At 59.3% G+C, this 20,640-nt stretch carries 17 protein-coding genes and 2 pseudogenes; 9 read left to right on the top strand and 10 right to left on the bottom strand.

Annotation, left to right across the window (positions count from 1 at the left end):
• Positions 1–117 precede the first annotated feature (117 nt).
• From gspF to gspG, 7 genes and pseudogenes are all read right to left on the bottom strand, one after another.
• A pseudogene (gene gspF, locus JFT87_RS17355) lies at positions 118–1,328 on the bottom strand (type II secretion system inner membrane protein GspF).
• Positions 1,328–2,734: a type II secretion system ATPase GspE gene (gspE, locus tag JFT87_RS17350; RefSeq protein WP_201203141.1), complete on the bottom strand. Its 1,407-nt coding sequence runs from the start codon at positions 2,732–2,734 to the stop codon at positions 1,328–1,330. The pseudogene gspF and the gene gspE overlap by 1 nt, the downstream one beginning before the upstream one ends.
• Before the next feature lie 1,792 nt (positions 2,735–4,526).
• A complete protein-coding gene (gene gspD / locus JFT87_RS17345; RefSeq protein ID WP_201203132.1) occupies positions 4,527–6,914 on the bottom strand; it encodes a type II secretion system secretin GspD in 2,388 nt (795 codons plus the stop codon).
• Positions 6,911–7,459 carry a type II secretion system protein GspM gene (gspM, locus tag JFT87_RS17340; RefSeq protein ID WP_201203130.1) on the bottom strand — a complete coding sequence of 183 codons (549 nt, stop codon included), beginning with the start codon at positions 7,457–7,459 and terminating at the stop codon, positions 6,911–6,913. Before gspM ends, gspD begins: the two co-directional genes overlap by 4 nt.
• Entirely contained in the window at positions 7,452–8,630 is a 1,179-nt protein-coding gene (gene gspL, locus JFT87_RS17335; RefSeq protein WP_201203128.1) for a type II secretion system protein GspL, read from the bottom strand. The genes gspM and gspL overlap by 8 nt, the downstream gene beginning before the upstream one ends.
• On the bottom strand, positions 8,627–9,586 hold the full coding sequence (gene gspK / locus JFT87_RS17330; RefSeq protein WP_201203126.1) for a type II secretion system minor pseudopilin GspK: 960 nt from the start codon (positions 9,584–9,586) through the stop codon (positions 8,627–8,629). Before gspK ends, gspL begins: the two co-directional genes overlap by 4 nt.
• Positions 9,587–9,594: 8 nt before the next feature.
• Positions 9,595–10,053 carry a type II secretion system major pseudopilin GspG gene (gene gspG, locus JFT87_RS17325; RefSeq protein WP_201203124.1) on the bottom strand — a complete coding sequence of 153 codons (459 nt, stop codon included), beginning with the start codon at positions 10,051–10,053 and terminating at the stop codon, positions 9,595–9,597.
• A 147-nt stretch (positions 10,054–10,200) separates the two neighbouring features.
• Between gspG and gspI the strand changes: the two genes are divergently transcribed.
• From gspI to JFT87_RS17310, 3 genes are all read left to right on the top strand, one after another.
• The gene (gspI, locus tag JFT87_RS17320) at positions 10,201–10,587 is read left to right on the top strand and encodes a type II secretion system minor pseudopilin GspI (RefSeq protein WP_201203123.1); all 387 of its coding nucleotides are present in this window, start codon (positions 10,201–10,203) and stop codon (positions 10,585–10,587) included.
• 860 nt (positions 10,588–11,447) lie between these two features.
• On the top strand, positions 11,448–12,551 hold the full coding sequence (locus tag JFT87_RS17315) for a hypothetical protein (protein WP_201203118.1): 1,104 nt from the start codon (positions 11,448–11,450) through the stop codon (positions 12,549–12,551).
• A 3-nt stretch (positions 12,552–12,554) separates the two neighbouring features.
• Positions 12,555–13,124 (top strand): LemA family protein, encoded by a 570-nt coding sequence (locus tag JFT87_RS17310; protein WP_201203116.1) that lies wholly within the window; start codon positions 12,555–12,557, stop codon positions 13,122–13,124.
• Between the two features lie 309 nt (positions 13,125–13,433).
• Here the strand turns inward: JFT87_RS17310 and JFT87_RS17305 are convergent, their stop codons facing one another.
• Positions 13,434–13,958, bottom strand: coding sequence for a phospholipase D family nuclease (locus JFT87_RS17305; protein ID WP_201203112.1), 525 nt, complete (start codon positions 13,956–13,958; stop codon positions 13,434–13,436).
• Positions 13,959–14,284: 326 nt separating this feature from the next.
• Here JFT87_RS17305 and JFT87_RS17300 point away from each other — a divergent pair, with 326 nt between their 5' ends.
• Positions 14,285–14,941, top strand: coding sequence for a cupin domain-containing protein (locus JFT87_RS17300; protein ID WP_242487270.1), 657 nt, complete (start codon positions 14,285–14,287; stop codon positions 14,939–14,941).
• Here JFT87_RS17300 and gcvA read toward each other — a convergent pair.
• On the bottom strand, positions 14,921–15,844 hold the full coding sequence (gene gcvA, locus JFT87_RS17295) for a transcriptional regulator GcvA (RefSeq protein WP_201203111.1): 924 nt from the start codon (positions 15,842–15,844) through the stop codon (positions 14,921–14,923). The genes JFT87_RS17300 and gcvA overlap by 21 nt on opposite strands.
• 166 nt (positions 15,845–16,010) lie before the next feature.
• Here gcvA and JFT87_RS17290 point away from each other — a divergent pair, with 166 nt between their 5' ends.
• From JFT87_RS17290 to JFT87_RS17275, 4 genes are all read left to right on the top strand, one after another.
• The gene (locus JFT87_RS17290) at positions 16,011–16,784 is read left to right on the top strand and encodes an SDR family NAD(P)-dependent oxidoreductase (protein WP_201203109.1); all 774 of its coding nucleotides are present in this window, start codon (positions 16,011–16,013) and stop codon (positions 16,782–16,784) included.
• A 13-nt stretch (positions 16,785–16,797) separates the two neighbouring features.
• A complete protein-coding gene (locus tag JFT87_RS17285) occupies positions 16,798–17,139 on the top strand; it encodes a carboxymuconolactone decarboxylase family protein (protein ID WP_201205237.1) in 342 nt (113 codons plus the stop codon).
• 76 nt (positions 17,140–17,215) lie between these two features.
• Positions 17,216–18,274: a flavin monoamine oxidase family protein gene (locus JFT87_RS17280; RefSeq protein WP_201203107.1), complete on the top strand. Its 1,059-nt coding sequence runs from the start codon at positions 17,216–17,218 to the stop codon at positions 18,272–18,274.
• A gap of 25 nt (positions 18,275–18,299) precedes the next feature.
• Positions 18,300–18,722 carry a hypothetical protein gene (locus tag JFT87_RS17275; RefSeq protein WP_201203105.1) on the top strand — a complete coding sequence of 141 codons (423 nt, stop codon included), beginning with the start codon at positions 18,300–18,302 and terminating at the stop codon, positions 18,720–18,722.
• Positions 18,723–19,077: 355 nt separating this feature from the next.
• On the opposite strand, the pseudogene JFT87_RS17270 reads toward JFT87_RS17275, so the two are convergent.
• Positions 19,078–19,432: pseudogene (locus JFT87_RS17270) on the bottom strand (DUF6124 family protein).
• 678 nt (positions 19,433–20,110) lie between these two features.
• Between JFT87_RS17270 and JFT87_RS17265 the strand changes: the two are divergent.
• A complete protein-coding gene (locus JFT87_RS17265; RefSeq protein ID WP_201203104.1) occupies positions 20,111–20,608 on the top strand; it encodes a PAAR domain-containing protein in 498 nt (165 codons plus the stop codon).
• Positions 20,609–20,640: the final 32 nt, after the last annotated feature.

Below are 20,640 nucleotides of genomic sequence, written 5' to 3'. Positions count from 1 at the left end.
TCTGACTGGCCTCATCGCGAGCAGGCTCGCTCCCACATTTGAAATGCATTCCCCTGTGGGAGCGAGCCTGCTCGCGATGGGGCCGGCCCAGACACCATCAATATTTCAGAAACACCCCTACTGGACCAGTTGATTGATCTCAATGATCGGCAACAGCACCGCCATCACAATCACCAGCACCACCCCGCCCATCACCACAATCATCAGCGGTTCCAGCAGCGCCGTCATGCCCATCGCCCGCCGCTCGATATCACGCGACAACGTCTGCGCTGCACGCTCCAGCATCGGCGGTAACGACCCGGTTTTCTCACCACTGGCGATCAAATGAATCAGCACCGGCGGAAACACGTTTTCCACGCGCAATGCGGCGGCCAGGTTCACACCCTCACGCACCTTGGCCGTGGCCTCAGTGACGCTCAGGCTCAAACGATCGTTGGACAGTGTCTGGCGCGCCGCTTCCAGTGCCCTTAATAACGGCACCCCGGCGCCGCCGAGAATCGCCAGCGTCGAGGCGAAACGGGCGGTGTTCAGGCCGAGGATGAAACGCCCGAATAACGGCAGCTTCAGCACCCTGTGATGCCAACGCAAACGCGCCGCCGGATTGCGCAGATACAGGCGCCAGCTCCAGAAACTGGCGGCCATGATCCCTGCGCACAGCCAGCCCCAACTGCGAATGAAATCGCTGGCATTGAGCATCGCCAGGGTTAATCCCGGCAAATCCTGACGTGCTTGGGAAAACGCGCTGACCACCTGCGGCACCACGTAACTGAGCAAGAAAATCACAATGCCGATCGATACCAGACCAACCACGCCCGGATAGATAAACGCGGTGAGAATCTTGCCGCGCAGATTGTTGCGCTCCTCGATGTAATCGGCGAGTCGCTCCATCACCTGCGCCAGATCGCCGGACTCCTCGCCGGCCGCAATCAGCGCACGGTAGATCTCGGGAAAATCCCGTGGTCGCGACGCCAGCGATTCCGCCAGACGCATGCCGCTACGCACGTCGGCACGTACGGCGCTTAGGGTGTGGGCGATGTGCTTTTTTCCGCCTGTTCGACCGTGGCGCTTAGTGCGGCTTCCAGCGGCAGACTGGCACCGAGCAGGCTCGCCAATTGCCGCGTGGCCCACGCCAGATCGTTGTCCGAGAGTTTGGCGCTGAACAGTCCACCACCGCCGTGCTGGGCGACATTGCTTTCCTTTTGCACCATGAGTGCCGTCAGGCCGCGCCCGCGCAACGCACTGAACGCAGCGGTTTGACTGTCGGCTTCCAGATGCCCGGATTCGATTTTTCCGGTCGCGTCGGCAGCTTCAAAACGATAGCGATTCATCAGGCGTCCCGTGTCACACGAAGGATTTCTTCGGGGGCGGTGGCGCCGCTGCGAATCCAGCGCTCACCGTCCTCACGCAGGCTGAACATCCCGGCTTTCGCGGCTGATGCGCGCAAGGCCTGCTCCCCTGCCCCTTGGTGAATCAGGGTGCGGATGTCGTCGTCGATGCAGAACAATTCGTGGATGCCGGTGCGGCCGCTGTAGCCGGTTTGATTACATGCCGCGCAACCGACCGGGCGCCATGTCCCCGGTGTCGCCGTGTCTTCCTGTTTGCACTGATTGCACAGGCGCCGTACCAAGCGTTGCGCGAGTACGCCGAGCATTGATGAGGCCAGCAAAAACGGTTCAACGCCCATGTCGATCAAGCGGTTAACCGCCGACACCGCGTCGTTGGTGTGCAAGGTCGCCAGCACTAAATGCCCGGTCAGCGAAGCCTGCACGGCGATTTGTGCGGTTTCCAGATCGCGGATTTCGCCGATCATGATGATGTCCGGGTCCTGCCGCAGAATCGCCCGCAGCGCCAGGGCGAAGGTCATGTCGATCTTGGCGTTGACCTGAATCTGGCTGATCCCCGGCAAGTCGTATTCCACCGGATCCTCGACGGTGAGGATGTTGCTGGTACTCGCATCGAGCCGCGCCAGTGCGGCGTAGAGGCTGGTGGTCTTGCCGCTGCCGGTGGGGCCGGTAACCAGCACGATACCGTGGGGCTGGCGGATCAGGTGATCGAGTTTCGCCAGCACTTGTGCATCCATGCCGAGGGTTTCCAGGTGCAGACGCCCGGCCTGTTTGTCGAGCAAACGCATCACCACCCTTTCGCCATGCCCCGTCGGCACAGTTGAAACGCGGATATCAATTGGCCGCCCGGCCACGCGCAAGGCGATTCGACCGTCCTGCGGCAGGCGTTTTTCGGCGATGTCGAGCTGGGCCATGATCTTGATCCGCGACACCAGCGCACCGTGCAGCGCCTTGCGCGGCGAGACCACGTCGCGCAGCGTGCCGTCAACGCGATAGCGCACTACCGAATGGGTTTCGAAGGGTTCGATGTGGATGTCACTGGCCTCATCCCGCGCGGCCTGGGTGAGCAAGGCGTTGATCATGCGAATCACCGGCGCGCCGTCCTGGGTGTCGAGCAGGTCAGTGATTTCCGGCATGTCCTGCATCAGGCGGTCGAGATCAACTTCGTTTTCCGCCGCACCCACCACCGCCGCCGCGCTCCCGGTGTCGGCGTAAGCGCTGGCGAGCAAGCCATCCAGTTCGTCATCGCGCACGCGCTGTATCGTGGTCGCGCCAAACTGACGCCGCGCTTCGCTGATCGACCAGCCCGGCGTCGACGGGCACACCGTCAACACGCCATCGCACAACAAAATCCGCTGCGCCTTGGCCCAGGCGTAAGGCAACGCACTCATCTTTCGCAGTCCCCCGAGTTCTCTGTGGCAATGAGATGTCCTGTGGCAGTGCAATTCCCTGTGGCGAGGGGATTTATCCCCGCTCGGCTGCGCAGCAGTCGTAAACCCAAAACACTCGGTATGCCTGCAGAAATGGGGTTGCAGGTTTGGGGGCTGCTTCGCTGCCCAACGGGGATAAATCCCCTCGCCACAGGTGTATAACTCCTAGGCAGAACCGGTTTCATAATGAGGCCCCCGGCTGGATCAGCAGCGCTTTGATCCTGGCACGTGGCCCCGAGGATGGCACCACCGCCGGCTGTGGCAATGCGATTTCCTGTGGCGAGGGGATTTATCCCAGCTCGGCTGCGCAGCAGTCGTAAACCCAAAACACTCGGTATGCCTGGAGAAATGGGGTTGCAGGTTTTGGGGCTGCTTCGCTGCCCAACGGGGATAAATCCCCTTGCCACAGGGGTATCACTCCGATGCAGAACCGGTTTCATCATGAGGACCCCGGCTGGATCGGCACCGCTTTGATCGTGGCGCGTGGCCCCGAGGATGGCGCCGCCGTCGGCTGTGGCAATGAGATGTCCTGTGGCGAGGGGATTTATCCCCGCTCGGCTGCGCAGCAGTCGTGAACCCAAAACACTCGGTATGCCTGGAGAAATGGGGTTGCAGGTTTTGGGGCTGCTTCGCTGCCCAACGGGGATAAATCCCCTCGCCACAGGTGTATCACTGCTATGCAGAGCCGGTTTCATAATAAGGACCCCGGCTGGATCGGCACCGCTTTGATCGTGGCGCGTGGCCCCGAGGATGGCACCACCGCCGGCTGTGGCAATGAGATTTCCTGTGGCGAGGGGGTTTACCCCCGTTCGGCTGCGCAGCAGTCGCAAACCCGGCAAACGCGGTATGCCTGCGAAATGGAGTCGCCTTGTTTGGGGGACGCTCCGCGCCCCAACGGGGGCAAGCCCCCTCTCCACAGGTGTATCACTCCGATGCAGAACCGGTTTCATCATGAGGCCCCCGGCTGGATCGGCACCGCTTTGATCGTGGCGCGTGGCCCCGAGGATGGCACCACCGCCGGCACACCCTGCGCCGCCGTCGGCAGTGGCAATGAGATTTCCTGTGGCGAGGGGATTTATCCCCGCTCGGCTGCGCAGCAGCCGTAAACCCAAAACACTCGGTATGCCTGGAGAAATGCGGTTGCAGGTTTTGGGGCTGCTTCGCTGCCCAACGGGGATAAATCCCCTCTCCACAGGGGTATCACTCCTAGGCAGAACCGGTTTCATAATGAGGACCCCGGCTGGATCGGCACCGCTTTGATCGTGGCGCGTGGCCCCGAGGATGGCGCCGCCGCTGGCACACCCTGCGCAGCCGTCAGCAGTGGCAATGAGATGACCTGTGGCGAGGGAGCTTGCTCCCGCTCGGCTGCGCAGCAGTCGTAAATCCAGCAAACGCGGTGTGTCTGAAGAAATGGGGTTGCAGGTTTTGGGGCCGCTTCGCAGCCCAACGGGAGCAAGCTCCCTCGCCACAGGGGTATCACTCCTAGGCAGAACCGGTTTCATAATGAGGCCCCCGGCTGGATCGGCACCGCTTTGATCGTGGCGCGTGGCCCCGAGGGTGGCGCCGCCGTCGGCAGTGGCAATGAGATTTCCTGTGGCGAGGGGATTTATCCCCGCTCGGCTGCGCAGCAGTCGTAAAGCCAAAACACTCGGTATGCCTGGAGAAATGCGGTTGCAGGTTTTGGGGCTGCTTCGCTGCCCAACGGGGATAAATCCCCTCGCCACAGGTGTATCACTCCTATGCAAAACCGGTTTCATAATGAGGACCCCGGCTGGATCGGCACCGCTTTGATCGTGGCGCGTGGCCCCGAGGATGGCACCACCGCCGGCACACCCTGCGCAGCACTCGGCAATTGCGGCGCCTGCATGTCCGGCATCGCCCAGCTGCGTTCCGGCTGCAAACCACCTTGGGCGCGGCGCATGAAGTCATAGCGGTTCAGCGTAATGCTGCGCCCCGCCTCGCTGTCGCGAATGATGTACGGGCGCAGAAACACCATCAAATTAGTCTTGGTGATCGCCCGGCGCTCGTTGCGAAACAGCGCGCCGATCCCCGGAATGGTCGACAACCACGGCACCGCATCGTTGCTCTGGCTGTAACCGTCCTGCAGCAAACCGCCGAGCACCATGATCTGGCCGTCATCAAGCAGGATGCTGGTATCAATCGCACGCTTGTTGGTCACAATCCCCGCCGACGTCGAACTGGCCGACGCACGCTCATCAATGCTGCTGACTTCCTGATAGATATCGAGCTTCACCGTGCCACCCTCGGAAATCTGCGGGCGCACATTGAGCTTCAAACCGACCTCTTCACGGGTCACCGTCTGGAACGGATTATTGCTGGTGCCCCCGCCGCCAGTCACATAACTGCCGCTGACAAACGGGATGGTCTGGCCCACAAAAATACTCGCGGCCTCGTTGTCCAGCGTCAGCAGATTAGGCGTCGACAACACATTGGTGCCGCCCTTGCTCTTCAAGGCCCGGGCCAGCACTTTCAAATCCAGAATCTTGCCGATGCCGGGAATGTCGACCGTGCCGTTGACGTAGCCCAGGTTCAAACCTTGCGGCAACACGTCGAGGCTGGTTTTACCATTCAGATTGATCCCCGAGCCGCCGAGATTCGCCCCGCCGATCACGCCTTTACCGCCCAGATTACCGGTCTGCCATTGCACGCCGAATTCGCTGGCATCGTCCTCGCCGACCTCGACGATCAGGCTTTCAATCACCACTTGTGCACGGCGTTGGTCGAGCAGATCGATGACTTCGCGCAGGTTGCGATACAACGGCTCCGGTGCGGAAATCAGCAAGGTGTTGGTGGTGGCGTCGGCCTGAATGGTCACACCGCCAGCGCTGAACGCAACGTTCTGTTCGCTACTCTGAGCGCCGCCGCTGCCGGTGGTGCCGCCACTGCCCTGCGCGTAACTACCACCAGTGCTGCCGCTGCCGGACGTGGTCGAAGTTGTGCCGCTGGTTTGTGTGCCGCTCTGGCCACTTTGCCCACTGGAGCCGCTGGTGTTGCTGCCCATCGCACTGAGCACCGAGCGCGCATTGTCGCTGCTGCCGCTATCACTCTCACCCGTGAGCAAACCACGCAACGCCTGCGCCAGTTTCGCCGCTTGCGCGTTACGCAGATAAACCACATGCAAATTGCTCGGATTGCTCTGCGCGTTATCGAGTTTGTAGATCAGATTTCGCGCCAACTCCGTGCGCTCCGGGCTGCCCGCACGAATGATGATGGTGTTGGAACGCGGATCACCAATTACCGCAATTTTCTGCGTCGGATCATTGCCCGGCGCATCCAGCAAATCCGCCACCATCGGCGCAATGTCGGCGGCAATGCCGTTCTGGATCTGCACCACATCGGTGTCGATCGCACTCGGCGAATCAATGCTCGCGATCAACTGCGCCACGCGGGTCAGGTTCTCCGCGTAATCGGTGATAACGATGGTGTTATTGCCCGGATACGCGTTGATCGGATTGTTCGGCGAAACGATCGGCCGCAGCACCGGAATCAGGTTCACCGCATTCTCGTATTGCAGGCGGAACGTGCGCGTGAGCATGCCGTTGCCCGCCGGCTTATCGGCGCTGTAAATCGGCCCACCCAGCAACTTCGCATCCGCCTCCGGCACCACCTGCGCGACACCGCCGACATCGACCACGCTGAAGCCTTGCATGCGCAACGCCGCCAGCAACATGTCGTAAGCCTGCCGCGCCGGCACCTGACCTTCCGAGACCAGCGTCAACGTACCCTTCACCCGAGGGTCGACCAAAAACTGCTGCCCGGTAGAACGCGACAACGCCCGCACCACCGCTTGAATATCGGCGTCGACAAAATTCAGCGTCACCGGTTGATCGCCCAAAGGATTGCTCGGCAACGCAATGCCCGATGACGCCGCCGCCCCACTGCGCGCACTTTTGGATATGTTGTGCAATTGCTTCGGCGCCGGTCGCGCCTGGGCCTGCGCACGTTCGCGGTCAAGAACCGCGTCGCCGCTGCGCCGAGTGTTAGCCAGCGGCCGTCCCAGTTCACTGTCGACCAGCAACGGCGGCTGGTTTTGTGGTGTTGTGGTATTGCTGCACGCGCTCAACGCCATCAGCAACATCGGCAACGCCAGACGTGCCGGTTTGGATCCTGACCCCTTCATGAAGCTTCCTTAGCGCCCAGCGCCTGATCCATGCGAACGGTGCCTGACAAAGTGCCGGCAGTGACTTCGGTCGAGGGATTGTCTGCGCGTTGCAAACGGGCCTCGACCACTTGCAGAGAAAGTTGTGCCGGGTTGCTCAGCAGCCAGTCGAGCACGGCGTCGGCCGGTGCGGCGTCAAAGGTCAACTGCCATGCGCCCGCCTCCCCGGCTTGCAATTGATAGTGCCCAGCCAGGCCACTGGCCTGCAGGGTCTGCTCCAGCGACTGCGCCACGCTTTGCCCGTCCGGGCGCACGCTGACTTCGCGCAGCAGCACCTCAAGCGCCTCGGTCTGAGCGCGCAGCTTTGGCGTTTCGGTTTGCCAATAAGCGATGTTCTTCAGCGGCGGCTGGATCAGCTCGACCCACAGCAGCAGGCCGACCAGCGCAATGGCCATGCCGCCGACCATGAGCTTTTCACGCAACGCCAACGGCTGCCAACGGGCCAGCAACTGAGCGTTAAAGCGTTGCCATTTGGCGCGGTAAACCGCCAGCGAGGCCTTATTCATCTTCTTCTGCTCCGCCGCTGTCATCGCTGTCGCTTGGGCTGGCTTCAGTGGCCGGACGCAAGATCCAGCCCTCGTCGTCGGCGGTGACGCTGATACCGGCCTGCGCCAAGGTGCTTTGCCACTCCTGATCATTACCGCCACGACGGGCGTCGCTGAGCAGACTCAGTTGCAAAGTGCCGTCGACAAATGCCAGCCGCTCGACACTGCCGGCCATCGACGGCATGCCGCTGCCGGCCTGCAACACCAAGCGATTGAAAGTCTGCGCCGGATCATCCGCCGCGCCCTTCTGCCGCGCCGCCAGTTGCTGACGGGCCTGTTGCAACGGGTTGAGAATCACCGGCAACTTGGGGAAGGCCTGTTTGACCCGCAGGTTCATCTGGGATTTCAGTTGCTGACCCTGCCCGGCTTCGCGGGCGGCATACAGGTTCAAACCGATCACCCACACCGCCACGGCCAGCGCCGAAAACCCAATCGCTCGGCCCCAACCACGATGCTCGGTGTTTTGCGTTTGCACCGCTCCATGCAGCCCCCAACCGGGTAACGGCCCAGTCCAGCGCTGCGCATCGGTCATCGGCAGTTCGGCGCCCGGCGGCGGTTGCTCACCGATCCAGTGCAAAGTCACACCCGGTTCCCACACAACACCGTCGAGGCCGTCATCGAACAACGGCTGCACCCGCGCGGCTTGCACGCTGTCGCGCAGCAACAGATGCCCGTCCTGCACGCAAGCGACGGTGCCGGGCAGCACCGGCAAACGGTACGGCGCCGGGTAGAGACCGCGCAGGTTCAGCCCAGCGCTTTTCAGCAACTGACCAAAGCGCAACAACGACTGCCGAGGCGCCCAGGCGATCTGCACCTGCCCGGCCTCGTCCCGCGAACTGTGCGCGATGTGCATCTCGCTGCTGTCGCCGAGCATCAGGGCCTGCGCCGCACATTGCACCGCCGCGACAATCTTGTTCGCAGGCAACGGCGGCAAATCGAGACTCGCCAACAGGCTGTCGGCCGGGTGCAGAAAGCACACCAGCGGTGGCAGTTTCGACTGCTGACTCAACTGACTCAAACTGAGGCGTTCTTCCCGCGTGACCTGGCCCTGTCGATCCAGCCAGGCGCAGTGCAATTCACTGTGCAAATCCAGCTCCGCCAAGGGCGGCAACGCAATCCTCAACTGGCTCATACGCCCACCCGCGACCAGATCACTTGCGGCAACCGGTCCTGGCTGCGATGCAATAACGCCTCAAGACTGACCCGGCGCTGATCGCGTCGCGCCTCGCCGCGCAGGCGAAACCAGTCACTGGTGATGCCAACCTTGACGCTGGTCAGCTCCAGTTGCGGCATGCGCAAGCGGTTAACGAAATCGCCACGGTTGATAAACCAGCGCCCGGCATCGCGCTCGGCGATCAGCGTATTGGCACGCTCCAGCGACAGCCCCGGCACATAAGCCGCCAACACCGGCGCGGTGGCGGTATTGCCGTTGAGCCAAGTGGTCGCGGGGATCACCGTCAGGTACGGCGCCAGTTTGCCGATCAGCGCCTCATTAACGCCGTCGACACTGCGCAAATCATCGATGCTGCGCAGCATCGGCAGCGTCGGATTCTGTGGTTTGTGTGAAGCGTTTGGCGACGTCGCGCGGCCACTGTCGAAACCACTTTTCGGCACCTCGGCAATCTGCGCATTCAGCAGTCGCGGGTAGGACGCAATCACCCGCTGACTGATGCGCTGACTCAACCCGGCGCTGACTCCTATCAACTCGCACAAGCGCTGAAAAGCCGCGACCTGCGCCTCGTCGACTCGCTCGTTGGCCACCAGATTGCGCAGGTTGAACTTGCCCTGCTCGTCTTCCAGTCGGCCTTCAAATCCCTGGGCAGTCAGACGTTGCGCCCATGGCTGATCGAGCCGGGTCAACGGGTCACGCTCGCGCGCATCCCAGAGCAACTGACGGCTGATTTCCAGACCGCCCTGCACCACCCAACGCCCTTGCACGCGCTGCTGATCGGCTTCCAGCGCACGGGTCGACACGCTCTGGCGCGTCAGCATGCCCGCCGCAATCACCGCCACCACGGCCGCAATCAACAACGCACTGATAATCGCCATGCCCTGTTGCTTCGCCCCATCAGGCGAACGGCTGTTCATGGCCGGCCTTACAGCTGCCAGGAACCGATATCGGCATTCACGCCGTCGCCGTCAGGCTGACCGTCGGCACCGAGGGAAAAGATGTCGATCTCGCCGTTGGCGCCGGGGTTGAGGTACTGATAAGGACGACCCCACGGATCGTTCGGCAGACGTTCCAGATACGAACGCCAGTTGCTGTTCTTCGCATCCGCCGGCCGCTCCACCAGCACTTTCAGGCCCTGACTCTGGTTCGGGTAAGTGCCGTGATCGAGGCGATACAGCTTCAAGGCCTGCATCAAACCACCAATGTCCTGCTTCGCCGCCGTCGCCCGCGCCTGATCCGGCCGGTCGAGCACCTTGGGCACCACCATCGCCGCCAGAATCCCGAGAATCACCACGACCACCATGATCTCGATCAGGGTAAAACCCTGCTGACCACGCGGCTTGCGCAACGGTTGATGAAGCGATTTGAAAGGTGCGATATCCATCTCGACATTCCCTGGCTTGATTCGATTCGACGCGCAGTGTTGCAAGAAGATATGTCAGGGATGTTGAAAATCCTCGGGTGTTTTCGTCGTCAAGCCGTCAAGGACGGGGGTTAGCGTCGAGGGCTGGGTTTTGGCTTTAGGCCTTTTATGCGTGCGCGTTCGCGGGAGCAAGGTTTTACATTGATTGAGGTGCTGGTGGCGCTGGCGATTATTGCCGTGGCCATGTCGGCGGCCGTGCGCGTGGCGGGGTTGATGACGCAAAGCAGCGGGCTGTTGCGGGATCGATCTGTTGCGATGCTGGCGGCGCAAAGCCGAATGGCCGAGTTGCGGTTGGAAGGTAAATTGCCGATGGGCATGAAAGCGCAAGACTGCGATCAGGGGCGGTTGTTGCTGCGTTGCGAACAGGTAATCGCAGCGGCAGAGAATGGGCGATTGCTGAAGATCGGCATTCAAGTATTCGACCGCAACCAGGATACGCCGCCGTTGGCCAGGCTTGAGACATTGTTGTCTCAAACGGAAAGCCCCTCACCCTAGCCCTCTCCCAAGGGAGAGGGAACCGATTTGGGGATATTCGAGAGCTACACCGACTTGAAAGCTGATCATTGAATCCAAATTCGCCAAAGCTCAACAAAGCCCTGATCGAAAGCTCTTCACCAAAGCCAAAACCGCTAAGGTCCTTCACCAAGGCCAAAACCGCTAAGGTCGTTCACCAAAGCCATAATCGCCAAAATCTTTCAGGTCGATGTACCCCGCAAGACACCTCGGTCAGCCCGCTCTCCCTCCGGGAGAGGGCTGGGGTGAGGGTCGCTTCTGCTCACGCCCCCAGAATCACCAAAGCCATAATCACCAAGATCTTCCAGGTCGATGTACCCCGCAAGACACCTCGGTCGGCCCCCTCGCCCCCGGGAGAGGGCTGGGGTGAGGGTCGCTTCTACTCACGCCCCCAGAATCACCAAAACCATAATCACCAAGATCTTCCAGGTCGATGTACCCCGCAAGACAACTCGGTCGGCCCCCTCGCCCCCGGGAGAGGGCTGGGGTGAGGGTCGCTTCTGCTCTCGTCCCCAGAATCCCCAAAGCCATAATCGCCAAAATCTTTCAGGTCGATGTACCCGCAAGACAACTCGGTCGGCCCCCTCGCCCCCGGGAGAGGGCTGGGGTGAGGGTCGCTTCTGCTTCCGAGGTACCAGGAAAGTACACCCGATCAATCACCACGCGATTCCTACATCCGCTCGATCATTTCCAAAGCCTGGCATCCACCAAAAGCGGTGATGGCACAACAATGGTATCGTCCACTCCTTTTCAACATTTCTGACAGTGTATGAACAAAACCAAATCTTCAATCCCGGCCGTTGCTCCAGCATCAGGCATCCCTGAATCAATGGATACCTGACATGGCCAACACATCGCAGAACGCGAGATTAAACAAGCTGCTGGCTGACAGCGAAGCCAGTCTTGCCACGGCTGAATCCAATGCCGACCTGTTAAAGACGATCCATGAGTTCGTCTCATACAATGGCCCGCTAAAATTCAGCTTCACACGCGCATGGTGGTTTTTCGGCGTTGGCTCGTTATTGATCGCGAGCGCTGTGGCCTTATATGCCTATATGAATACCTACACCGTCGCTGCTTTTTTCTACCAGCGGGAAATTGATCCCACCTTGTTCGGCATGGCCACTGGTTTGCTTGGCGTGTTACTTGCCGGTGGAAGTCTGACATGGATGAAAACCAAATCTGATCGCCTGCCTTCGCTCAGTAGCAGAATGGCGCGACTGTCATCCTACTTCCACAACGGATTGTCCCGCCTGGAAGAAGACCCGCGCTACACCCTCAGTAAGCTGAATGCGCAGTTTGCTGATTACCGACGGGGCAACTACAGCCGCGAGTTGCTGCAGTCGATGCGGGGTGTATTTACCGGCCCGCTGCACAACCTCGCTTACGAATACCACCGCCTGCACTACGTCGAAAAACGAACAGTCAAAACCACTGTTAACGACGGCAAGGGAGGCACCAAAACAGAGACAAGAGTGGTATATGACCACTACGACCGCTACAGTCTGGTCATCGACTTTCCATGGGTCACCGGCGTATCGGTCAGAACTGATGGGCAATCACAAAACGACTATCCGAGCCGCATGGACACAGCGTCTCCGGATTTTAATAAAGCGTTCCGTTTAACCGGGCGCAGCGAGATGACCTGTGCGAAGTTCATCAAACCTTCGACGGTGCTGCACTTGCTGAAGGTATTCAACGTACTCAAGGTTCCTAATCTGGAGTTCGCCGACAGTGGAAAGCTCTGCCTCAGCTTCGCGACCAGCGACCTACTCACGTTCGTTAATCAATACTCGCTGTCTTCACCCAACGAGTTTTACGCAGAGATTGCTGCAGGTATCGAGCTGCCGCGCCTGGTGTCTGCGCTCCAATGGAGCCATGCACTCAGTGAACTGCACGATGACAACTTTGCCGCCTCTCCCCTAACAAGCCGCCAAGAGAAGTAAGCCATGGACACTACAATCACCCTCGCCGTTGTTATCGCTTTAGTCATCATCGTAGCGGGCGTCATCATCTACAACGGCATTGTTGGCGGTCACAACCGAGTACAACGCGCCTGGTCGGACGTCCTCGTTTACGAACGCCAGAAGACCAAGGTGCTCGATCAGCTGCAAAAAGTGCTCGCAGACTTCATGGTCTTCGAGTCCAGCCTCCTCGAAAAAATCGCCGGCCTGCGCAGCGCGATCCACAGCCTGCCTGCTAAAGCGGACGGCAATGCCCTCGCGACAGTAGAAACCGCTTCTAGAGAGCTGATGGGCGGCTTGCGCGTCACCTTCGAGGCTTACCCTGATCTGAAAGCATCCGAAGCGGCGAACAACATGATGCGTGAGATTACCGAACAGCAAGAAAACGTCGGCGCGGCCATCACCATCTACAACCGCAACGTCGAACTGTTCAACAACTCCATCGAAATGTTCCCAGGCTCCGTCGTCAATGGCCTGTTCAACAAGAAATCGCCGGTAATACCGTTCTCCGATGCCGAAGCGTCGCAAGGCTTCTCCTACACCCCGAATTTCTGATTCGCACAATGCGTCGACCATCAGCCATGAGGGTGATGGTCGACCACCTGCCTCCTCAGCCGAACACAATATCCGTGCCCAACCTAAACCCCTGTAGGAGTGAGCCTGCTCGCGAAAGCGCAAGAATGAACACCCGATCAATCACCAAGTGATCCCGACACCCGCCTCACCCCGGCAATTACAAATTATCCAACGCCCGATTCACCGCCAGCTCTCCCTATAACTGAACACGGCAATCGCTCGAACAATGGCTTCCGCCCGCCCGATGAGTGACCAACCAGCCATCCCTGCCAGACATTCATATGCCGATCAGCGTTGCGGATAAGGCACACCCAGCTCCCAACGTGATTGCCAATGCGCGATGTATTGACGCGAAACCTCCGGCATATCTCGAATCACCACCACGTTTTCCGAGTTGACGGTTTCGGCGGACGGCGCGAAATTGAACGAACCGGTTTCGACCGTATTCCCGTCAACAATGATGGTTTTGTCGTGATGGAGATGGAAATGCTCATTGGTGCGCAGTTCCACGCCATTCAAAACCACAAGGTCCATCGCCGCCTTACTGGACTTGCCCAGATTTCGCTTTTTATCGACCACTATGCGCACCTCCACCCCACGCTTCTCCGCATCAATCAAAGCCTGCACGATATCGGGAGCCTGGAACGCATAGGCGAGCATCTGAATGCTGTGCTGCGCAGACCCGATGGTTTCCAAAACCAGCTTTCGCGCAGAGCCTTCCGGAGAAAAACCGACCTGAACATTTGGTTCGGCATGGGATGTAGTCGCAATACCGAGCAAGATCGCCAGCGCGGCGCATTGCAATCCAGTCATGTTTGAAGACCTTGAGTTGAACAGGCGGGACGCTTTAGTTGCAGGATGTCAGTCCGTGTGAACGATAACATGGCCATTATTCGCGGCAACCCGGTAGCGCCGTGGACAAGTTTTTCTTTCTCCATCGCGAGGAATATCTGCCTCGTCTCATCACTCGATACGCGCCACTCTTGGGGCATCTTCCATCCCCGAAAAGGTCAAGCAACATGCTCAACGGTAAATCTGCGCTGATTACGGGTGGCTCGTCAGGCATTGGCCTCGCCACAGCACGATTGATGCTCGTAGCGGAGATCGTGGTTGATGGCGGTCGGGCGGAGCTTTGAATCTTGCGACTGAATACTGATCTGACACGCCGCACCCTCGTTCATGGCGCACTGCTGCCGTGGGTCGCATCCCCGGCTGCGGGCGTCCAGCGGCGCATGCTTTATCGCGACGGGGAAGAAAAAGCCCGGGCGACCTCATTGGTTCGCTATGCAGCGGGGAGCACCTTCCGCCCGCATAGTCATCCCGGGGGTGAAGAATTTCTGGTGCTTGAAGGGATCTTTCAAGATGAACGCGGCGACTACCCCGCTGGCACCTACGTGCGCAATCCTCCCGGCAGCAGCCACGCACCGGCATCAACCACGGGTTGCGTGATTTTTGTAAGGCTGCAGCAATTCGAAAAAGATGATGGGCGCGAGTGCGTCGTCTGTCCCGACCAGCATCAAACGCACTCTGACACCCGAACGCTCTTCAGTGGCCACGACGAACACGTGAACCTGCATGACTGTCCGGCAGGCACACTGCTGGAACTCCCCAACGAAGCCGGTATCGAGTTACTGATATTGTCCGGCTCTGCGATTGAAAACGGTGACCTGCTCCAGCCTTTATCCTGGCTTCGACTGCCGCCGGGCATTGCGTTACGGGCAATGATCGGAAATGCCGGCGCTCGTATCTGGATCAAACGCAGGCGCGCCACAGATTCAGTCGCCGAGCTTTCCTGAAGCTTGCGCAAGCAGCCATTCGCGGAAGGCTTTTATCTTCGCCAGATCCGCCACTTCGGGCCGATGAACGATGTAATAAGCGAACGCCAGCGGACAGCTTGCTTCGCCAAAGGGACGGACCAGCCGCCCTGCCTCCAGGTCATCCCGCAGCATGACACTGCGCCCAAGCGCCAGGCCCTGCCCGTCAATCGCCGCCTGCAGCACGGCGGCAGAATTGTTGATGCGCAGCCCATGTTCGGCATTGATAGCGGAATGTCCCGAGGCGTCGAGCCATGTCCGCCACGTCGGATAATCGGGATCGGCAACCATCGACAAGTCGTGGATCAACGTCGCTTCGGCGAGTTTGCTGGCTGACAGTCGTCCCTGTTCAAGCAACGGATAAGTCGGCGCACAGACCGGGTACATCTCTTCGTCCATCAGCTTGATCGCCGTCAGCCCCGGCCAACGTCCGGTGCCATAACGCACGCCGATGTCCACGCCTTCGGCAACAAAATCCACAGGCCTGAGATTGGTGTCCAACAGGACATCGATCTGAGGGTGCGCCAACTGAAAACGTTCGATGCGGGGCAACAGCCATTTGGCAGCAAACGCCGGGCTCACCGCCACCGTCAATCCACTGCTGAGCGAACCTTCCTTCAACCGCGCCAACCCCATGCGCAGGTAATCGAATCCCTCCCGGATATCGGGCAATGCCTCCCGAGCAACGTCGGTCGGAACCAGCCGCGCAGAACCGCTGGAGGCCCGATTGAACAACGCGACCCCCAGCCATGACTCCAGCGTACGCACCTGCTGCCCCACTGCTGCCGACGTCACGTGCAGCTCAGTGGCAGCAGCCGAGAAACTTTGATGCCGGGCGGCTGCTTCAAATGCCCGGAGAGCGTTGAGATACATCGGCGTATTCATGGGTTAAAGATTTTCTTTAATGGATGAAAAAGAATTCTGGTTTGTGCGACACCTGTCCGAAGCGAAGAATAGCAGCCAAGGCCAACGCTCATAAGGGCAATTCATAGACAGCCCCAATGAATGGCACAAACGCTCCTATCTTACTCAGCCACAGGACATCCTCAACATGAAAAGATTTTCTTCCAAAGTTGCTATCGTCACCGGTGGTGGTTCAGGTATCGGTAAAGAAGTCGCACAGCGCCTGGTTGCCGAAGGCGCGAGTGTGGTGATCACCGGTCGCGATGCAGCCAAACTCGACAAAGCCGCAGCCCAGATCGACCCTACCGGCAAGCACGTACGCGTCCTGGCTGCGGACATTGCCAAACCCGCCTCTGCCAAAGCGCTGGTGGCGCTTGCGACTGCCGAGTTCGGCGGAGTGGACATTCTGATCAACAACGCTGGCGTGTTTAATCCGAAACCCTTCCTGGAGTTGGACGAGGATGAATACGACGGTTTCATCGATATCATCCTCAAGGGCAAGTTCTTCATGGCCCAGGCAGCGGCCAAGGCGATGCAACTGCGTGGCGGCGGCGTCATCGTGCAAACCGGTTCCTTGTGGGCACTGCAAGCCATCGGCGCCACCCCTTCTGCGGCCTACTCAGCGGCCAATGCGGGCGTGCATGCACTGACCCGAAACCTGGCCATTGAACTGGCCTCCTCCAACATTCGCATCAACACCGTTGCGCCAGCCGTGGTTGAAACGCCGGTGTACAACACCTTCATGGACAGCGAACAGGTCAAGGCCGTACTGCCGACTTTCAACGCATTCCATCCGCTGGGGCGCAATGGCCAGCCAGCCGATGTCGCAGAAGCGATTCTGTTCCTGGCGTCCGAGCAAGCGTCCTGGATCACCGGTACCGTCCTGCCTGTCGACGGCGGCGTAACTGCCGGCCGCATTTGAGGAGCGCATCATGATGCTGGACTGGAATGACTATCGCGAAAATCTGCTGAACCGCGTCGGCGATCTTGCCAAGCTTTCACCGGATACCGTTCGTGGCCTTCAAGTGATGGACGGCGCAGGTGCAAAAACCGGGCATCTGGACGCCAAGACGCATGAGTTGATCGCGTTAGCCGTAGCCATCACTACACGCTGCGATGGCTGCATCGCCGTCCACACCAAAGCAGCGGCCAGGCACGGCGCTACCCGTGAAGAAATCGCCGAAGCACTGGGCGTGGCCATCGCACTCAATGCCGGCGCAGCGGTGACCTATTCAGCTCGGGTTCTCGACGCCTATGCAGCGCTCGAAAACAACTGATCGTTAATCCCGAAGCCCCCGCACGCCCGAAAACACTCCGGGCGTGCGGGTTTCGGCATGTCCCCGGAGCATCACCATGAACAACCTGAGGGTAGCGATTATCGGAGGCGGCTTGAGCGGGCTATACACGGCCCGTTTGTTGACGCAGATGAACATCGCTTTCGTATTATTCGAAGCCCGCGAGCGGCTGGGCGGACGCATCCTCTCAACGCCCGGCAACGGCCCCGCCCATGACCTCGGTCCTGCGTGGTGGTGGTCTGATTTTCAGCCTCGCATGGCGGCACTCATATTGGCGCTGGGACTTACCGTTTTCCCCCAGTACAGCGATGGCGCGACATTGCTGGAAAAGTCCGCGCATGAAACGGCCAAACGCGTCCGCGGGTACACATCAGGCAATCCCTCGATGCGCATCCAGGGCGGCGTCTCGCAACTGACACAAGCCCTCGCCGCACACATTGCCCCTGAGCGAGTCGCCTTGAATGCCCGAATCAGCGGCATGCGGTTGTCAGGCTCCGGCATCACGCTACACACAGACGCTGGGCAAGGGGTGAGCGAGCAATCCTTCACTCACGTCATCAGCGCTGTGCCGTTACGCCTGCTTGCGCAAGACATCCACTTCGAACCCTGGCTGTCACCAGCGATTATCCAACGCTGGTCCGGGACACCGACATGGATGGCTCCCCATGCCAAGTACGTCGCCCTTTACGACCGCCCTTTCTGGCGCGACGAGGGGCTCTGCGGAACGGCGCAAAGTCATGTCGGACCGATGGTCGAAATCCATGACGCCTCCGATGCCAGTGCGAGCGCCGCACTGTTTGGATTTGTCGGTATCCCGGCAACAGAACGCCTGGCAATGGGCGAGGCCGCGCTGTTGGAACAATGCCGCCTTCAGCTGGTTCGCCTCTTCGGCGGACAAGCTGCCACACCTGTTGCGCACTACATCAAAGACTGGGCCGCCGACCGACTGACCGCCTCCCCGCTGATCTCGAAACCAGACAGCGCCATTTCGCCACGGGTTACAGCAGGCCAGATCAGGATGCCTGGTTCAAGCGGTTACTGGTGTCAGGGACCGAGGCATCCATTGAGCACAACGGTTACATGGAAGGTGCACTCGATGCCGCCGAATCAGCGGTAGAACGGCTGCGGATGTTAGTTGATCAGTGAACCTGTCGCGCTACCTGTTCCCGGAAAAGATCATCAGCTGCGCCAGCCAACTATCCTTCAAAGTCGCAATGTATCTGCATGCTCTCTGTCGGGTTGCGGTGAATCTTGAAGCCGCACTGCACCAGCGCAGCCTTAACCTCTTCGAGAACGCTGAGATGTTCAGCCGCCCTGGTGTGTTGAAGGTTCGGCGATGTAAATACGCCCAACGGCAAAAATCGCAGTCTCCTGCCATTCAGAATGATGGAAACATCGACATGAGAGCCATCCACGTCATGCCCGTTGGAGCCGAATATATCGTTCACTTCGTCTTTTCGGCCTGGGTAGCAAGCGCAAAACAACCGGATGCCCAGCCACCTCGACAGGAACCTGAATACCCCCAACTGACTACTTTTATTTTCATATCCCCGAACGAGCAGTAGTTGAACTGACGGGGAAGCTTCGACTGGGCTTCAATCAGTTTAAGGAAGACATTTTGTTCAATGATTACTTCAGAGGATGGCCAGCGAGGCTTGACCTTCAAGCCCTGATTCTCGCCCTTGAGAAGGGTCAACATAGCGTTCGAGCTCTACTTTTAACTATCTGATTTCCCAAAATTTAGCATGAGCAAGCGCTCCCTGCGCCTACAGACAAATATCGCGGCCAAGCCAACCCCCACAGGTTTCAGTATCCGGACACAATACCCATGACCAACCCAAAACCCTGTAGGAGTGAGCCTGCTCGCGAAGGCGCCAGAACGAACACCCAATCAATCACTGGGTAATCCCGACACCCACATCAATCCGCCAATTGCAGATTATCCAGCGCCCGATTCACCGCCAGCTCCCCAAGCATGATCAACTGCGCAATCCCCAACAACGCCCGCCGCTGCGACGCCGGCAACAGACTTGCGACGTTCTGCGCAATGGAGCCGAAGCAAGTGTTTCGCTGGCATCGATCAGCAGTTCTTCGTTTTTGTTGTCCGCAGTCACGGCATACATCCCGCGGATTCTACGTGGGGGCGGCGTGGACCCGGGCGGACAAAGGTAATGATCGAGCGCGCGGTCGGCGGCTTCGTGGAGTTTTTTGAATCGAGGGATTCGTAGGGGGAAACCGAGTCGGTTTCGGGCGGGTTGGGTGTTGGTTTGATCATGGTGAAGCTCCTTGATGACTGGAGCTGCCACCGCTTGCGGCCAAGCAAGGAATGGTGGCAGCTGTACGCGGGTTGGCCGACCGGACAACAAGGAACCCGGCACACCCGAAGGTGTCCCACGCACAGCCACCGCGACATGATTTCAGACAATGCCTGAACACGTGCAGAACGCTGGCGCGCCTTGATATTGGGCGGACGGTCAAATCCGATCACTGATTCGTCAGTGACCGCACCACAATAGAACCCGCCCCCAAAGCGCACAAGCCGGCGGATTCTGGCGTAGCTGTAGGCAAAGGCGCAAGGATGTGTAGCCTGAGATAGTGTTTGGAGATGTCTTTTTAAACGTTGGTGTTTATCGAGCCTCATCGCATCCCGATCTAAAATCGATCCAGGCACGTGTTGCCAGAGATCACCCGAGCTTGCCCCCGGATTGCGACCACACCCAACAGTCAATCAATAATTTGTAAGTAATTATTGAGCGCTAAGCCTGCCTCGGGCATGCTGCGCGCAGCACATTTACATGGACAGTAAAACTTTATGCACCCCTCCCAGGACATGCCCATTCTTCTTGCGTACACGCTGGCCACCTCCGCATTATTTTGGCAGCCGATATCCCCCGCCCCCCATATCGACTCCATTCGGGTCAAGGAAAACTGAGACTTTGAAAAGGAACAATTCATGAGTGGCAAACCCGCTGCGCGAGTTACAGATCCAACCAATTGCCCGCTTCCTGGGCATGGCACAAACCCTATTGTCAGCGGCTCGCCCAATGTGAATTTCGACGGCCTTGCCGCCGCTCGAATGACCGATAAGTCCGCCTGCGGTAGCCCAATCACCGGCGCCGTCAGCGCTACGGTTTTTATCAATGGGCTGAACGCTGCGACCAAAGACAGTACCGGTGGCCACGGCAACGTGGTTATCGGCGGATCCGGCACGGTCATTATCGGCGACACCGTCGTATCAGCACCTTTCAGCGGTCTGACGTCGATGCCCGTGCACTTCAGCGACAAGTTCAGGCTTATTGACGACGAGTCAGGGGAGCCGTTAGCTAATCTTGATTACGCCATTCAGCGAGCTGACGGCAGCATTGAGCACGGTGTCAGCGATTCAATGGGGTATACGCACTTAATTAGCTCGCACCTTGCCGAAACGATCCAACTGTTCTTGGAGGATTAAAAATGGATGTAGGTACAACTCAAGAAAACTAC

The organism is Pseudomonas sp. TH15, assembly GCF_016651105.1.
Classification (GTDB): domain Bacteria; phylum Pseudomonadota; class Gammaproteobacteria; order Pseudomonadales; family Pseudomonadaceae; genus Aquipseudomonas.
Note: the sequence above shows the minus strand (reverse complement) of the source record. Positions and strands in the feature narration are given on the sequence as shown.